The 16,768-nt window shown below is 51.1% G+C and carries 12 protein-coding genes; 7 read left to right on the top strand and 5 right to left on the bottom strand.

What is annotated here, in order from left to right:
• Positions 1–90 precede the first annotated feature (90 nt).
• Entirely contained in the window at positions 91–186 is a 96-nt protein-coding gene (locus CHL74_RS15640) for a smalltalk protein (protein ID WP_176452132.1), read from the bottom strand.
• Between the two features lie 63 nt (positions 187–249).
• Positions 250–696, bottom strand: coding sequence for an HU family DNA-binding protein (locus CHL74_RS00315; RefSeq protein WP_094879132.1), 447 nt, complete (start codon positions 694–696; stop codon positions 250–252).
• 359 nt (positions 697–1,055) lie between these two features.
• Here CHL74_RS00315 and CHL74_RS00310 point away from each other — a divergent pair, with 359 nt between their 5' ends.
• Complete coding sequence (locus CHL74_RS00310) at positions 1,056–1,541, top strand: D-Ala-D-Ala carboxypeptidase family metallohydrolase (protein ID WP_094879131.1); 486 nt, start codon at positions 1,056–1,058, stop codon at positions 1,539–1,541.
• 181 nt (positions 1,542–1,722) lie between these two features.
• Here CHL74_RS00310 and CHL74_RS00305 read toward each other — a convergent pair whose 3' ends face one another.
• Together CHL74_RS00305 and CHL74_RS00300 are read right to left on the bottom strand one after the other, a co-directional pair.
• Entirely contained in the window at positions 1,723–2,928 is a 1,206-nt protein-coding gene (locus tag CHL74_RS00305; protein WP_094879130.1) for an ATP-binding protein, read from the bottom strand.
• Between the two features lie 180 nt (positions 2,929–3,108).
• On the bottom strand, positions 3,109–4,734 hold the full coding sequence (locus tag CHL74_RS00300; protein WP_094879129.1) for a Na+/H+ antiporter NhaC family protein: 1,626 nt from the start codon (positions 4,732–4,734) through the stop codon (positions 3,109–3,111).
• A gap of 616 nt (positions 4,735–5,350) precedes the next feature.
• Between CHL74_RS00300 and CHL74_RS00295 the strand changes: the two genes are divergently transcribed.
• Entirely contained in the window at positions 5,351–5,686 is a 336-nt protein-coding gene (locus CHL74_RS00295; RefSeq protein WP_094879128.1) for a PAS sensor protein, read from the top strand.
• A 1,457-nt stretch (positions 5,687–7,143) separates the two neighbouring features.
• Here CHL74_RS00295 and CHL74_RS00290 read toward each other — a convergent pair.
• Positions 7,144–8,466: a hypothetical protein gene (locus CHL74_RS00290; RefSeq protein ID WP_094879127.1), complete on the bottom strand. Its 1,323-nt coding sequence runs from the start codon at positions 8,464–8,466 to the stop codon at positions 7,144–7,146.
• 237 nt (positions 8,467–8,703) lie between these two features.
• On the opposite strand from CHL74_RS00290, the gene CHL74_RS00285 reads away from it, so the two are divergent.
• The 5 genes from CHL74_RS00285 (at position 8,704) to CHL74_RS00265 (ending at position 16,761) form a co-directional block, all read left to right on the top strand.
• Positions 8,704–9,243: a DUF3575 domain-containing protein gene (locus CHL74_RS00285; RefSeq protein WP_176452131.1), complete on the top strand. Its 540-nt coding sequence runs from the start codon at positions 8,704–8,706 to the stop codon at positions 9,241–9,243.
• A 23-nt stretch (positions 9,244–9,266) separates the two neighbouring features.
• Positions 9,267–11,345, top strand: a complete 2,079-nt coding sequence (locus tag CHL74_RS00280) for a carboxypeptidase-like regulatory domain-containing protein (RefSeq protein WP_094879125.1) — start codon at positions 9,267–9,269, stop codon at positions 11,343–11,345.
• 10 nt (positions 11,346–11,355) lie between these two features.
• Positions 11,356–13,623 carry a hypothetical protein gene (locus tag CHL74_RS00275; RefSeq protein WP_094879124.1) on the top strand — a complete coding sequence of 756 codons (2,268 nt, stop codon included), beginning with the start codon at positions 11,356–11,358 and terminating at the stop codon, positions 13,621–13,623.
• Positions 13,624–14,516: 893 nt separating this feature from the next.
• A complete protein-coding gene (locus CHL74_RS00270) occupies positions 14,517–15,005 on the top strand; it encodes a TlpA family protein disulfide reductase (RefSeq protein WP_094879123.1) in 489 nt (162 codons plus the stop codon).
• Between the two features lie 25 nt (positions 15,006–15,030).
• Complete coding sequence (locus CHL74_RS00265; protein ID WP_176452130.1) at positions 15,031–16,761, top strand: DUF6029 family protein; 1,731 nt, start codon at positions 15,031–15,033, stop codon at positions 16,759–16,761.
• Positions 16,762–16,768: the final 7 nt, after the last annotated feature.

Here is a 16,768-nt window from a genome sequence, read left to right as displayed (position 1 = left end):
TGTTTTTTGTCTTGCTCCCGAACAACGGGCGGCAAAAACAGCTCGGCTGACCTCCTTAAGTGTCTATTGTCGTTGTTCCATCATCGGCGCTCATCCCACCATGCCCTGCACACCGAGTGTGCCAAGGATGGCTGAGGCTACGGCTACGATGATCTTCAGTATAGTACTCCAGTTTATCTTTGTCATTTTGCTCATCTTATCGTATTATGTTATCGTTTTTGTGTGTTAGTCTTAGTCTTGTGTGTTTGGTTATACGTTCTCAGTGTTCTTATCCTTAGTACGCGGGCTTTCATAGGTTCCGTCCTCCTTCACCTTCAGACCTGAGAGCATGTTGGTGATGTGACTGCCGTTGGTATTGACAAACGACTCGGGGCGGAAGTTGATGCGGGTGCCGAGGATGTTCTCGGCGGCGCTGAATTCCTGGGCGGTCTTGGCTCCCTTGCTGCGGATGTTCACCTTGAAGATGCCGAGTCCGTCGATGCGTACGCGGTTGCCACGCTGGAGCTCCTGCTTCATCACCTCTGAAAGCTCAGAGAGTACGGCTACGATGTCGGAGTGCTTGACGGTGCAGTTGTCCTGCATGACAGCAGCAAGCTCCTTGATACCAACGGTTTCCTTGTGTGAAGCACGAGCGTAGAACTTGCCCTTAGTGGAGTTGTTAGCGTTGCTCTGGTAAATCTTGTAGTTAAGTGCCATAATGTGTTTTTCCTTTCTTTTTTAAAAATTAGTAATTAGATTTGTTAATGTTTTTCATGGTTGTGATCAGTCTGACAAATTACTCTTTCTTTTATTTTGAAGCGCTTCAGAGTGGTTGGGTTCTGATTACGGTTGCAAAGGTAGTAACCAGCGGAAGCGATGTCAAGTGTTTTGTGCGGAATAAACATTGTTTAACAAAGAAAGATTCTATTTGAAATGTTGCTTCTATAAGTCTTCCTAATTTTGCCGTCGAAACCTAAGAGAAGGCACAAGAACTATTAAGAATATACATTATAATAATACGATACAGATTAATATATACTTGATTCTTTTACAGTTAACACTTAAAACACACAACCATGAAAAACACACATCAGGCTGCCACTGCGGTGGCAGCCACTTATTACGACTCGGTTCCTAACCGTCGTCTCAGCGCACATTTCTCTTTGCGCGAGTTCGTAATGTCGGCAGCAGCCGTACGACACAATCTGCCAAACCTTCCCGACGCTGACATGGAGCGCCGTCTGAAGGCGTTGTGCGACAACGTGCTGGAACCTCTGCGCCGCCGTTTTGGCAGGATTCTCATCACGAGCGGCTATCGCTCGCCAAAGGTGAACGCCCTCGTGGGTGGCGTCCCCACCTCGCAGCACGTACGCGGCGAGGCTGCCGACCTCTTCATTCCCTCCAACGAAGTAGGCGAAAGGATGTTCGCATACATCCAAGCCAACCTACCCTTCGACCAACTAATCTTCGAGCGCAACCGCAAGTCGGGCACCCGCTGGCTGCACGTCAGTTACTGCGAAGACCGCAAATGCCGACATCAGGCGTTCAGGCTCGAGTTTTGAATTACAGCAGACAAGGCAAACCTATGAGGCTATGGCGTCTCGCCGTAGATACGCAGTTTGTGTTTTTTTTGTTTTTTCCGCTTATGGGCGCGTGCTGAGCACAAATAAAAGGCTTTACGTTAGGTTGTCGAGAACTGGTTCTCGTAAGACCTAATGTAAAGCCTTTTATTAAAATCTTTAGTTACATTTGCAGGAACTCTCCGAGATGAATGTGCTTTATCCCGTCAACATTGCTTCCGCTTGTCCATTCGTCAAGACTAACCACATATTTCGGATAGTTGTCGGCTATACTCTGCAGGTTGCCGAATTCGCGCTGACGTGTGGCTTCATCATTCATCAGATATGATGATTGGATGTATACCACTTCATCGTTCTTGCGAGCAACGAAGTCCACTTCACGTCCACCTGCCAGCTGCCCGGTGAACACCTCGTATTGTTTATTGGCAAGATGCAGGTAGATGGCATTCTCCATTAGTTTATGAATGTCACTCTGCATGTTGAATCCGAAATGACAGTTGCGCAGACCGAGATCTTCGAAATAATACTTGTCACCAATCTCAAATGTCTTCAGCCCGTTCACATCTATTCGGCGTACCTTATTGATAAGATACGCATTCTGCAGTGATCTGAGGTAATTTATCACTTGCAGCGGAGAGATGTTCACGCGCTGCGACTTGAGATAACGGCTGATATTGTTGGCTGAGAAAAGATTGCCCACGTTGTCAGCTGTATATAATGCGAGTGTTTCCAGAAAGTCCACATTGCGTATGTTCTCACGCCTTACCACATCCTTGAGCATAATGGTGGAGTAGACATTGCGCAGATATTCAAATACGATGTCGCGCTGCAATGGCAGGTTGCTCAGATAAGGCAGTCCGCCGAAAGTAAGAAAGTCGCGCAGGGTCTGTGTGGAAGGTGTCAGACGGTTAAACTCCATAAACTCCTTATATGAAAGGCTGTGTATATGAAATTCGATGTATCTGCCGGAAAGATACGTTGAGAGCTCGCTCGACAACATTGTGGCATTGCTACCTGTAATGAAAATGTCGCAAGCGTCCTGGGCTTGAAGGCTGCGCAGCGTGTGCTCAAATCCATTTATGTCCTGCACCTCATCAATGAAAAGATAGTTGGCACAGCCCTCTTTCAGGTGTTCCGTCACATAAGCGGTAAGTTCCTCATTAGTACGTATAAAGGCAAATTCCTCCAATTCTTTGTTTATACATATAGTATTGCATTTGCTATGTGTATGCTCTATGTGCTCTTGTATCTGCCTAAGTATGCAACTCTTTCCGACACGTCGTTGACCTGTCAGCACCTTTATTATGTTCTTGTCTATGAACGGGGTTATCTGTTCCGTATAGTCTTGACGGTTAATAAGCTTTATCATAAGGCAGTTTTTTATTAGTTATACTTAAAACTTTATGCAAATATACCGATTTTATTAAGTATACCAAACAAAAACACGCCAAAGCACTGTTTTATTAGTTATACTTAACAAAAACGCAAGGCGATCCTCTCCTAATTAAATTGATAGGATAAATTATGTCTTCTTGTCTAAAGATACTTTTTATCTACTGATTCTTCTCAGCCCCCATAATGCTGAGAAAAGCATTGCTATGCCTGAAACCCAGGAAATGGCAGCACAGGCTATGATGCCGAGTTGCTGTGTGAAACCGGCTACGACGAATGTCAGGAACGACACTGCGGCTACTGTCAGGGCGTATGGCAACTGCGAAGACACGTGGTGAACGTGCTTGCATTCGGCGCCTGCCGATGCCATGATGGTGGTGTCGGAAATCGGAGACACATGGTCGCCGCAGACTGCACCTGCCATGCAGGCTGAGATGGAGATGATGCGGAGCGGTGCGGCAGCAGGGAATACGGCGATGCAGATAGGGATGAGTATACCGAACGTTCCCCAAGAGGTGCCGGTGGCAAAGGCGAGCAATGCTGCAACGATGAATATGATTGCCGGCAGCAGCATCTGCAGTCCAGAGGCAGTGCTTGCCACAACGCCCGATACGTATTCGGCAGCGCCAAGAGAGTCGGTCATACTCTTCAGTGTCCATGCAAGGGTGAGAATCAGTATGGCAGGAACCATTGCTTCGAAACCTTTGATAAGACAGCTCATGGCATTGTCGAACTTCAGTGTGTGGCGTGCTACGAACATCGCTATGGTGAGAATCAACGCTGCAAGCGATCCGATAACCAGTCCGACAGAAGCGTTGCTTGCTGCGAACGCATCCACGAAGTTGTGGTAGCAAGTGCTTGTTGCGTCGAAATAGCCTCCCGAGTAAACCATGCCAGCCATGCAGAACACGATGAGCATAAGAATAGGCACTACAAGGTCGGCAACCGAACCGTTTGTCGATGCCGGCTTATTGCTGGCTTGCTTTGCACCGACGCCATGTTCTACGATTTGCAGCTTGGTGTCAATCACCTCGTCCACCTGACCGCCAGTGCGCTCGTACCATTCCTGCAGACGTGCGTCGTACTTGCTCATTGCCTTGAAGTCGAATCCGGACAACACAATCATGAATATGAAGATGATTGTGAAGAATGCGTAGAAATTGAACGGTATAGCCTGGCAGAACAACGCCAGACCATTCTCGCCGCCCGACACGAATCCCGACACGGCTGCCGCCCAGCTCGATATGGGCGATATGATGCAGACCGGAGCTGCGGTGGAGTCGATAAGGTAAGCCAGTTTTTCTTTTGTCACGCCATGGCGCACGGTTATCGGACGCATCACCGAACCTACGGTGAGGCAGTTGAAATAGTCGTCGATGAAGATGAGCAGACCGAGAATGATGGTTGCAATCTGTGCTCCTATCTTTGTCTTGATGTGCTTGGAAGCCCAGCGTCCGAAGGCTGCTGATCCGCCAGCCTTGTTCATTAGCGACACGATAGAACCCAGAACGACGAGGAACACGATGATGCCCACGTTCCAAGGGTCGGACAGACATGAGATAAGGCCATAATGCTTGGCGTCAGTCCCCGTTCCGACGGTGTCGTTGAGCAGATGGGTCAGGAATCCTTCAAGACCAGTACCCATTGACATGCTATATAGTATAGCGCCGAGCACGATGCCTATGAACAACGATGAATACACCTCCTTGGTCTTCAGAGCCAGCCCAATGGCCACGACGGGAGGAAGAAGAGACCAAATGGTCCCGATGAAATTGAAATCCATAATCTTTTTACCCCTTGATGTTTTTCGTTTTGCAAAGTTAAGGCTTTTATGTTGAAAGCGGCAAGGGTGGGAAGCGAAAAAACGCTATGGCGTCTCGGTTAGTATCGTTTGCGGGACGGTTCGGGTAGGTACAAAAAAAAGGACGACACGAATCACTCGCACCGGCCTCTCAAAGAATAATGTTAAGAATGTTTGATTTTAACTAATGCTACCATTTCGAATCAACAACTTGATTCCGGCAAAATTGCAATAGCTTCAAAATCTAATAACATAATCTTTACCTTAAAATCTATCAAACTACTAACCTAATGAAAAAACATTGCATTCTCTCGAACACGATGCAAAGTTAATAATTTGTGTGCGAGGACACAAGTTTTTCAGCACTTTTTTTTCAATAAATGTAATAAATTGACATACATCAATCATCTTTGCTGTCATATTGCCATTCCTCTTTTCTGCCTTAAACAAGACATAAAAGTGGGGCAGAATAACAAAATGATAACGAACAGGGTGGAAATTGCTTGCAGCACGGAATATTATCTTTATCTTTGCGCATATAATAGGTATTGAACTTTCATAAGTTCAGTAAGGTATTCATCTAAAAACTAACGTTACAATGGAAAACTACGAATGGGCTAAGGAAATGAATTGCGCCGTGACAGTCTGCGACGCTGAGGGCGTTATCATCTACATGAACGACAAGTCGCGCGAGACATACAAGAAGGAGGGCGACCTCATCGGCAAGAATCTCATGGGATGCCACTCGGAGCGTTCGCGCGAAATAATCCGCCACCTGCTTGAAACGGGTGGCAGCAACAGCTACACCATCGAGAAGCAGGGCGTGCACAAGGTTATATACCAGACGGCATGGAAGAAGAACGGAAAGGTTGCGGGTATCGTTGAGATTTCAATGGTGACGCCAGCCGACATGCCGCATTATGTAAGAGGATAAATAGCGGCTGGCAACCGCCAGCCGCCATAGCCTCCTATGTTTGCCTCGTCTGCTTGTGAATTACAATAAGCTGCGGGTTCCGCGGAGCGGGACCTATATCATGAAACCCACTGCAAGCTGCGAAGCAGCGCCGCTGTGGGTACGTGCGATAGTTCCACCCCATATAGTTCCCCGAAGGGGGACTGACATATCCCGTATGATGTTGAGGATGATAGTCGGTCCCGCTTCGCGGAACCAAGTTAGGGTGGGGAGGATTGTTTATCCCACAGCTGCGCTCCTTCGGAGCTTGCAGTGGGTTTCTGATGAATACGTGTCCCCTCGGGACACGGCGCAGTACGAAGTTACGTATTACACGGCTCTGATTGATGTTCTGCTATAGGAGGCTGCGTGGCTACGGCGAGACGCCATAGCCTCCTAAGTTTGCCTTGTCTGCTGTAATTCACAACTGAATAATTCAAAATCGCAGGCGAAGCCGAGAATAATTCCTAATTCAAAATTCACTGCTCGGCTCTGCCGCTTGCCTAAGCAAGAACTCCTAATTCGGACGCCTTGCCGTCCGACACAATATTTGCATTCCTAACGCTCAATACTGCCAGCTGAGCGCACAACAAAATCTTTGGTGCGAAATTCTTGAGTTTTGAGCGTTTGGAGCCAATGTACTTATACACAATATGTTATGAGGTTTTCTTACGAAGCGTTATGAAATCTGACTCACAAACGAGCCGTTTTTTGCTGCAATAGCGCCACTTTTACACTCCAATAGTGGCACTTTTATCATGCAATAGTGCCACTTTTACTGTCTAATAGTGGCACTATTGGGGTGTAAAAGAGGCACTATTGTTAAGCATGGGTGCCGTTTGCACAGCAAAACACCGTAAAAACAGCCATCTAAATCTCTATAATCAATTTTTATTTTGTAACATGTTTTTACTCTTTGTACGATATTTGCATGGCCGTAGCCACGCACCCACGGACGACAGCAGATTGAGTATAAGCTGCTGGTTCCGCGGAGCGGGACCTATATTATGAAACCCACTGCAAGCTGCGAAGCAGCGCCGCTGTGGGTACGTGCGATAGTTCCACCCCATATAGTTCCCCGAAGGGGGACTAACATATTGCCTTAGACGGCGCAACAACGAATTAAAACGAATTTACAAATTTTTGCTATATTCTATTACTCATACAATAATTCGTAAATTAGTTTGAATTCGTTGTTTCCGCGTCTGAGCGTAATGATATATTTGTTGTTTGTTGGAGTGAGTTGTCTCACCGATAAATTCCAGTTTGTGTTTTTATATGTTTTCCGATTATGGGTGCGTGCTGTGCACAAATAAAAGGCTTTACGTTAGGTCGGTCGAGAACTGGTTCTCGTAAGACCTAATGTAAAGCCTTTTATTTAAAGCCGTTAGGCTTTGCGCCCATAAACGGACTGTGGAGTCAGGTTTTTGTCAAAGCCCTTACTTCTCCTGCAGCTGGATGAAAGTCTTGGCAGGAGCCATGCCCGGCTTCTGTGCCTTGGCAGAAGCGATGCGCTTCATGACGGTGCTTGTTGCGGGAGCGTATGCAGGAGCAGATGCGCCGGCAGCCGGAGTGGTGAACTCCTTCTTTGCCAACTCACCCCACTCGCCCTTGGCGTTCTGACCGATAGAGTAGGCGATGTATGTGGTGTTGGCATCCACGCCCCATGTGGCAACGTCCTCACCGTACTGGTCCCAGTTCGGATCCATCGGGTTCGGAGCCTGGAGATACTCTACTATCTTGCTCTCGTCACCCTTCCATGTGCCGTTCTTGTCCTCAAACTTAGCCTTGTCCACTACCATGTCGCGGTGGAGGTTGGTCTGGTCGTTCGGAGTGTAGGTGACGGTCTGTGCGCAACCGTTCTCTCCGTAGTCAGTAAACTCGCCGACGGTGATGGTCATTACAGACTTGCCTTCGCCACCCATTACCTTGGTCTTGCACAATGTCTTCTGCAGCGGAGCGTAGTTGCCGTTGAGGTCGAGCGGCAGGATGTAAAGCTCATAGTCGGTGCCGGGGTTCAGACCGTTGATGGTGTGTTCCTGCTTGCCCTTGAAAGCTTGTCCGCTGAACTGCTGTATCATCTGGCTCATGTTGGCGAAGCCGAACATCGGACCCCACTGGTTGAACTGTGCCTCGCCCTCACCCTCGGGGAAGATGGTGATGTAGTAGCAGCTTACGTCCTCGTTAGGCACGAATGAGAAGGTCAGCGCCTTGAAGTCGGCGTTTGCCACGGTGCAGTCAACCTTCGGGTCGCCCAGCACGTCGGCAAGCGGAGTCTCTATCTCTGCTCTCGAAACCTCGCAGGGAGTGCCTAATTGGTCATAGCCGAGAGTAAAGACAGTATACTTCGTGCCCGGCTCCATTCTTGTGGAGAAGCCAGTGAGCTGTGCGTTAGTGAAGTCGTCATAGAAAGCTGTCGAACCCTTCTGCTGGTTGAAGTAGCTTGCGATGACTTCGTCGTTGTATGCGTTGGCGCGTACTGAGGGCAGTACGTCGATGCGATAGCTGCTGCAAGCGGGAGTCTTTGTTACAGCCACCCACAGCGTGTCACCTGTGTCGCCTGTCTTATAGTCGTTGATCTTTACGTCAGCGCGAACTTCACCTTCGATGTTGTAGAACGACAATGAGTCGACACTGCCGATGCGGTAACTTGTGAAACCACCAGACTTCTGGTGTACAATGAGACGGTTGGGCTGGCTCTGTGCGCTTGCTGTAAGCATGGCGAGAGAGAGAGCCAATGTGGAAAGAATCTTCTTTGTCATATTCTTCTTGTGTTTTGATGTTGATTATTTATGACCGCAAAAGTATACAATAATCTTCATATATCAAAATTCGATATGTGAAATAACACATTAATGATATAAATTTGTTCACTTTTGAAAAAAAACGTAACTTTGTGCCATATTCGATTATCGCTGCTCGGAAGCGTGCTTTTTACGAAGATAAAAAAATAACACAAAGAGAGTATGAATTTCATAATTAAACAATTGCTTAACTGCATGAGACGCAGCATTTGCGTCGGTCTTTTACTGTTAAGCAGCCTGACGGTCTTTTCGCAGCGAGTTGCTCTGAAGACCAATGCCCTCTACTGGGCTGCGGCAAGCCCCAACCTCGGACTGGAGCTGAGGGTAAACCGCCACATCACATTCGATCTCGACGCCACTTTCCACCGACTTAAATGGAAAGATAAGCTTGACACCCGCGCCGAGATTCTTACACCTGAGGTGCGCTATTGGTTCAGCGCACGTCCGCAAGCCCGCCATTACCTCGGCATCATGGGGCTTGCCACCAACTACAATATTTGTCTTGACCACGAACGTCACATCGGCGACGCCTTTGGTGCGGGTCTGACGTATGGCTACAGCTTCCCGCTCAGCCGCCACTGGAGCCTTGAGGCAAGCATCGGTGCCGGATACGGATATCGCAGGGAGAAGAAATATGACACGCAGACTGAGACCGAGCCGGAGCGTCCCAACTATAACAAGTGGCAGTTCCTCCCGATGAAAGCCGGACTTAGCTTCATATACATTATTAAATAGTGAGATTTTATATTTTTACTTCCATGATACCAAAATACATTTCCACTCATACACGCCGGCTGGCTCTCGCCTTTATGCTGGCGTTCGTGATGCTGGCTTCGGGCGTGAGCGCACAGAACGTGGTGCGCGTCACCGGTCAGGTGATAGCCAAGGGCGACAACGAGCCGCTCTCCGGCGTCAACATCACCGACGCATCATCCAAGCACGCATACGCCGTGACCGACCTGGACGGCAAGTTTGCATTCAACGCATTCAACGGCACCACGCTGCGATTCAGCATGGTGGGCTTCAATCCGAGAAACGTGAAGCTGAAGAACGGACAGACCAATCTGAACGTCAGACTCGAGGAGAGCGACGTGGCGCTCGGCGAGGTGCTTGTCCAGACTAAGCGCATCACGGACAAGATTATGCCGGAGCAGACCGACATCAACATCAAGGGCAACTATCTGTATGTCTCCACACGTGTGAGAGTGCCGCGCGAGATGTTCCGTCAGGACACACGCCTCGTCGTTCAGCCCATACTCAACAACGTCACACGTGGCAAGCTGTCGCTCATGCGCCCGCTGATTTACGATGCCAAGGAATACCACCGCACGCAGGACCGACTCTACAACTTCAATATGAACGACACCGTAAGCGGCGACCCGCTTGCCAGCTACGTCACCGTTAAGAGCCCTTCCCTCCGTGAGAAGGGACGCACCAACGACATCATCGGATATAACGACTCCGTATACGTGGACAACGTGAAGGACGAATATTCGTGCGACGTGTATATGGCCATCGAGGACTATACGCACATCCTCTATCGCGACACCACCATCATCGCCCGCGGAACCGTCAATCCGCTCCGCTGGCTCGACTATTCGTTCGCTGCGCAGAAGCTCTCTGACCCGCGCTTCTTGCCGAAGCCCGAGAAGCAGTTGCGCGACAGCCGCGGAGAGGTGAAGCTGCGCTTCCCCATCGGCAAGGCTGCCTTTGACTCTGCCGACCCGCAGAACGCAGTTGAGATAGACAAGTTGCGCCGCCAGATAGAGGACATCGCCCATTCGGACGGCGCTTCCATACAGTCGCTCTCCCTTGAGGGTACGTCGTCGCCTGACGGCAAGTATGCCTCCAACCTACGCCTCGCGGAGAAGCGTATGGCGTTCGCCTCCAGATATATCCGCTCACACATCCCCTCCGACCTCAGCCGTGAAGTTGCGTTCAGGAGCAGCGCCAAGGTGGCTCCGTGGTCTGCCGTGGTAAGCCTGATGAAGGCGGACAGCCTCAAGGCGGAGACAGAGCAGATGGAGAATATCCTTAAGCGCACGAAGAACATTGACGCGCAGGGCGTTGCCATCCGTCGTCTGCCGTTCTTCCGCTCGCTGCTGGAGGCGAAGTATCTGCCGCAGCTGCGCCGCGTGGACTATACGCTCAACTATTCTATCTTCCGCTCGCTCACACACGACGAGATAAAGCAGCTCTACGACAAGGACTACAAGCAGCTCTCGAAGTTCGAGTTTTATGAGCTGTTCTCCAACGAGCCTGACCAGGCACGCCGCGAGGAATATCAGCGCCGCGCCTTGGAGGTCTATCCTTCTTTCCTCGCTGCCGCCAACGACCTGCAGGTGAGTCTGCTCGGTCATGGCATGTCTGACGAGACTCTCCTTGAGAAGTTCGTGGGCGAGGATGCTCCGCAGGAGGTGAACACCAACCAGCTCATCGCCCTGCTCAACGCCGGACACTTCTCGAAGGCTGACTCCGTGGCTGCCTTCGTCAACAAGAGCGAGGACAACCGCCTCCTGCTCGCCGTCAACGACGTGCTCAACGGACGCTATGACGACTACGAGACGGTGGCTGCCACAGGAGAACGCAACGAATGCTGTCTGCTCCTTGCCATGAAGCGCAACGATGAGGCTATGGCTCTGGCTAAGAAGCTGCCGGAAGACGAAGGACTCACTCATTACCTCCGCGCCATCTGCCTTAACAGAAAGGACGACGCAGTGGGTGCGTATGACGAACTGATGAAGGCGTTCGAGCTGGATCTGTCACTTGAGGAAGTGGCAAAAGTGGACGGTGACGTTAACAACCTCCTCCTCGACAAGGACAAGTACAAGAAGTAACCAGACAATTATGAATACACATTATAATATATATAGCAAGCTGGCAGCCGCTCTTGTGGCTGTGGCATTCCCTTCACTCGCCAAGGCTCAGGTGCCGGGCAGCGCGCTCGACTATATGCTCCAGCGTCCGCGCGTCATGAAGGTATATAAGCACAAGCGCCCCTTTGACCATCTCTTCATCGACATGGGAGCAGGTCTTAATGTCATGGGCACGAAGAAATACAAGCTCGGTCCTACGGCGGAGATGGGCATCGGCGACTGGATTTCGCCCGAACACGGATTTCGCGTCAACGTGGACGCCGGTATGTGGCGTCTGCATGGCAAGAAGGTGAAGTATGCCGACCTCTCGCTCGACTATCTCATCAACATCACAGCCATTGCCTCGCCGGGCACTTATTATGCACCGCACACCTTCGAACTTATGGGTATTGCCGGCTTTGAGCACGCCTGGTCCAGAAACCACGGCTATCAGCAGGACGGATGGGGCGTACACATCGGAATGCGCGGACAGCTGGCGCTTGCCAGCTATGCTTACCTTTATCTGGAGCCGCGTGTGGGTCTGATGGAAGACCAGGTGTCGCAGGCTTTCACGTGGCACGGCTATCGTCCCTTCGGAAGCGTTACCCTCGGTATGGGCTATCGTCTCCCCGAGCAGCGTCTCAGCGCCCCACGCGTCGCCCATCCCTTCGCTGACGGACTGTTCTTCAGCGTGATGGGCGGTCCTGCGATGCTTGCCAACGAACATCCCACCACGTGGGACGGACGATTGGGAGGAAGAGTGGCAGGAAGCATCGGTAAGTGGTTTGACGACTATAACGCTCTGCGTCTCACTGCCAACGCCACAAGCATCAATCAGTACGACTCGAAGAACCACATCAAGGCGCTCGGACTGCAGCTCGACTATATGGCTAACCTCAACAACGTGTTCGGCGGACCGAAGCAGCGCCCGTTCTGGGTGGACTTCGTGGGTGGCATCAGCTACAACCGTTCGTCCGACGACCTCCGCAAGCCGAAGGACTCGTTCGGCGTGGGAGCCGGACTGCAGGCTAACATCCGTCTGGCACGCGGACTGGCTCTCTCCTTTGAGCCGCGCTTCGATGTCTACACCGAGGACTACGCTCCGCGCACATGGTCGTTCCGCAAGTATGACATCCCCGTGTCGTTCCTCGCCGGTCTTACCTATACATACAACGATCGCCGCGTGGACGAGATAGAGGACGTGGACGACATCCGCCACAGTTCGCTCACCGTAACAGGAGGACTTGCCAACTATCTCAACAACATGGACAAGAGCGGCACGCTTATGCCCATCGGACGTATCAGCTACGCGCAGTGGCACGCCCCTGCTCTCGGCTGGCGAGTGGGCTTCCAGGGTATGGTGCATGGCAGAAAAGCCACGGGATATAACTACGCTCAGGCAGCGGTCTTTGCCGACTGGATGACGGATCTGACGGCGCTCAGCTGCGGTTACGACCGCTCACGCGCTCTCTCGTTCAAGACGGTGGCTGGCTTCAGCCTCGGTCTGGACTACGCCAAGAGTGGCGGCAAGACCAACTATTTCTCACCTGACGTTCACGTAGGCGGACAGATGACAACGCGCATAGCGGACGACGTACACTTCGTCATTGAGCCGCAGCTGTCATACCAGCTCTCCAAGCGTCTCACCCCGGCACGCGTAGGCAGATTCATGCCGTCGCTCTCGGTGGGCTTAGAGTATAGCATGCAGCACGGAAACGGCAAGGGCGAGAAGGTGGAGAAGGCAGAACGCGCCAACTTCGTATCGGCATCCTTCGGCACCGGTGTCTACACCGGCAATTACGGCGAGATGCATCCCTTCCGCAACCGCCTCTCCTTCATAGGCGAGGTGGGCTACGGACACTGGCTTAACGGAGTGAGCGGTGTGCACGCCAGCATAGCCAACACCACCGTACAGCGTGCCTACACCAAGGGCAACCAGAACATCACAGCGCTCAGCGCCGGATATATGATGAATATGAAGGCTGCCATGACGGGCGATCAGACCGACGCTGACCTCTTCCAGCTCACCGGCATCGCCGACCTCTCCCTCGTGGGTGTGAACAGAGAGGAGAAGAAGATGAAGGTGACGATGGGTGGCAAGCTGGCTCTCCAAGCCGGATTCCGTGTCAGCAAGGCAGTGGAAGTCTACGTAGAGCCGTCAGCCGTGATTTACTGCAAGGACGTAGAGTTCAAGCCGGTGAAGCACCATCCGCTGGAAGGCGAAGCAAGGCTGAGCATCGGTACGAAGTATCACTTCTAAGCTATATTATAGGTAGGCAGGGCTTTGACAAAAACCTTTATCCACAGTCCGTTTATGGGCGCAAATCCTATCGGATTTAAATAAAAGGCTTTACATTAGGTCTTACGAGAACCAGTTCTCGACAACCTAATGTAAAGCCTTTTATTTGTGCACAGCACGCGCCCATAAACGGAAAAAACAAAGAAAAACACAAACGGTTAGCCCCGCAGCCTCCCATAGCATCAATCAGCGCCGTGTCCCGATGGGACACGTATCCGTCAGAAACCCACTGCAAGCTCCGAAGGAGCGCAGCTGTGGGACAAGCATCACCTCACCCTCTCTTGGTTCCGCAAAGCGGGACCGACTATCATCCTCAACATTATACGGGATGTGTCAGTCCCCCTTCGGGGAACTATATTTAGGTGGAGGTATCGCACGTACCCCACAGCTGCGCTGCTTCGCAGCTTGCAGTGGGTTTCATGATATAGGTCCCGCTCCGCGGAACCTGCAGCTAATGCTTCATTTGCTTTCATCCTCCCATAGCAGACCGCCAATCAGCATATTATTGATTAACTGTCCGTGGGTGCGTGGCTACGGCGAGACGCCATAGCCTCCTATGTTTGTCCCATTCCCTAATAACCTGTCTTCCAGTCTAAAAAAACCTGTCTTCCTGTCTTCTTGTCTAAAAATCATGTCTTCATGTCTTCCTGTCTAAATAACCTGTCTTCCTGTCCAACCCTCCCTGTCTTCCTGTCAAAAAAATCAAAAAGCAATTTGTTTTCGCAAACATCGCGCATTTTGAAAATTCATTCCTGTATATCAATGCGATGTGTATACATTTTAGATAAAATTAACCATAATATCGTGCAAGCAATGAGATATTTATATAATTTTGCAACAAAATACTTACAACTATGAAGAAATTAATACTTGCTACTCTTTTGATGCTTGCAGTTTTCACCACAGCAAGCGCACAGCTTCCTAAGGTAGTCCTTAAGAGCATTGACGGAAAGACAGTGTCTACAGACACACTCCGCAACGACGGTAAGCCGTTCATCATCGACTTCTTCGCTACATGGTGCAAGCCCTGCAACCGCGAGCTCACCGCCATCAGCGAGGTGTATGAGGACTGGCAGAAGGAGACCGGCGTGAAGATCATCGCAGTGTCTATCGACCAGGCACAGAATATTAATAAGGTGAAGCCCCTCGTTGACAACCACGGCTGGCAGTATGAGGTGCTCCTCGACCCCAACAGCGACTTCAAGCGCGCACTCGGCATCCAGACCATTCCTTACGTAATCGTTTGCGACGGCGAGGGCAACATCGTAGCTAAGCACAACGGCTACACTGAGGGTGCAGAGGAAGAACTTATCGAGAAGGTAAGAGAACTCGTTAACAAGTAAAGACAATCAACAACAGAAGGAATAAATGAACAAGACTCTCGCGCTCATGCTCGCTGGCATGATGACGTCGGCTGCGGTCAACGCACAGAAGATAAAGCTCACGAAAGACTACGATGTCACCATCACCGGTAGCGTACAGAGCGACATCCTCGTGCCGCAGGAAGACCACAACATCGGTACGGGCACGTACGACGACAAGGTGCTTACCAACACCTATGCCGAAGTGCACGCACTCTCGAAGTATGTGGATGCCGGCGCACGTCTCGAATATCTCGAACACCCGCTCCCAGGTTTTGAAAAGGACTTCAAGGGATGGGGCGTACCGTTCTATTATGTAAAAGGTAAGATCAAGAACGCTGAACTCACGCTCGGTAACTTCTACGAGCAGTTCGGTTCGGGATTCATCCTCCGCACCTATGAGGAGCGCTCACTCGGCATCGACAACTCGCTGCTCGGCGGACGCCTCGTGGTACGTCCTTTCAAGGGCGTGCAGGTGAAGGCACTCACAGGTAAGCAGCGCCGTTACTGGGACTACACATCGCTCGTCTCTGGTGCTGACCTTGAGGTAAGCGTTGACCAGTGGTTCGAGAAGATGCAGCAGAAGGGCACATTCCTTACCCTCGGCGGTTCGTGGGTGAACAAGCATGAGAAGGCTGACGACGACATCATGGCAGACCCGACGCACAAGCTGCGTCTGCCGGAGAACACCAACGCCTTCGACGTGAGAGCCAACCTTCAGGCAGGCGACTTCAGCGTCCTCGCTGAATACGCACAGAAGACAGAGGATCCTTCGTTCGACAAGAACTTCCCATACATCTACCGCAAGGGTTACGTGGCAATGCTCTCCACATCTTACTCGCGCAGCGGCATGAGCCTCCTGCTCCAGGCTAAGCGCTCGGACAACATGGGCTTCCGCAGCAAGCGCACGGAGAACGGTACGGCGGCTTTCATCAACCACCTTCCCGCATTCGCCTTCCAGCAGACATACGCTCTCGCAGCCCTTTATCCCTACGCCACACAGTTCAACGGCGAGTGGGCTTATCAGGCAGAGTTCGGATATAAGTTCAAGCGCCACACAGCGCTCGGTGGCAAGTATGGCACAAGCCTCAAGCTCAACTTCTCGCACGTTCACTCCATCGAGCAGAACAAGAAGAAGGGAGGCGGACCGGCTTACGACAACGTATCGCCCGGCGGACCGGGTACGGACGGATATGGCTCGGCTTTCTGGAAGTGGGGCGACAAGACATACTATCAGGACCTCAACGTCCAGATTGAGAAGAAGCTGTCGAAGTCGTTCAAGCTCAACCTCATGTACATGAACCAGTTCTACAACAAGTCTGTAGTAGAGGGAGAGGGCGGACTCATCCATTCTGACATCTATATCGCAGAAGGAAAGTATCGCATCAACAACAAACTGACACTCCGTGGAGAAGCACAGTATCTGCATACTGAGCAAGACCAGGGCGACTGGTACTTCGGACTGCTCGAGCTTTCGTTCCTCCCGCACTTCATGTTCACCATCAGCGACCAGTATAACGGTGCGGAGCACTACTATAACGCTACGGGTGCCATCGACGAGACAAAGGGCACACACAAGGAGCACTACATCAACGGCTCTGTGACCTTCACCGCTGGCGCACACCGTCTGCAGGTGGGCTACGGCAAGACACGTGCAGGATATAACTGCTCGGGTGGCGTCTGCCGCTATGTGCCCGCAAGCAAGGGCGTGACAGTATCTTACAACTATAACTTCTGATCATTCT

It is taken from the genome of Prevotella sp. 885 (genome assembly GCF_002265625.1).
Lineage (GTDB): Bacteria > Bacteroidota > Bacteroidia > Bacteroidales > Bacteroidaceae > Prevotella.
Note: the sequence above shows the minus strand (reverse complement) of the source record. Positions and strands in the feature narration are given on the sequence as shown.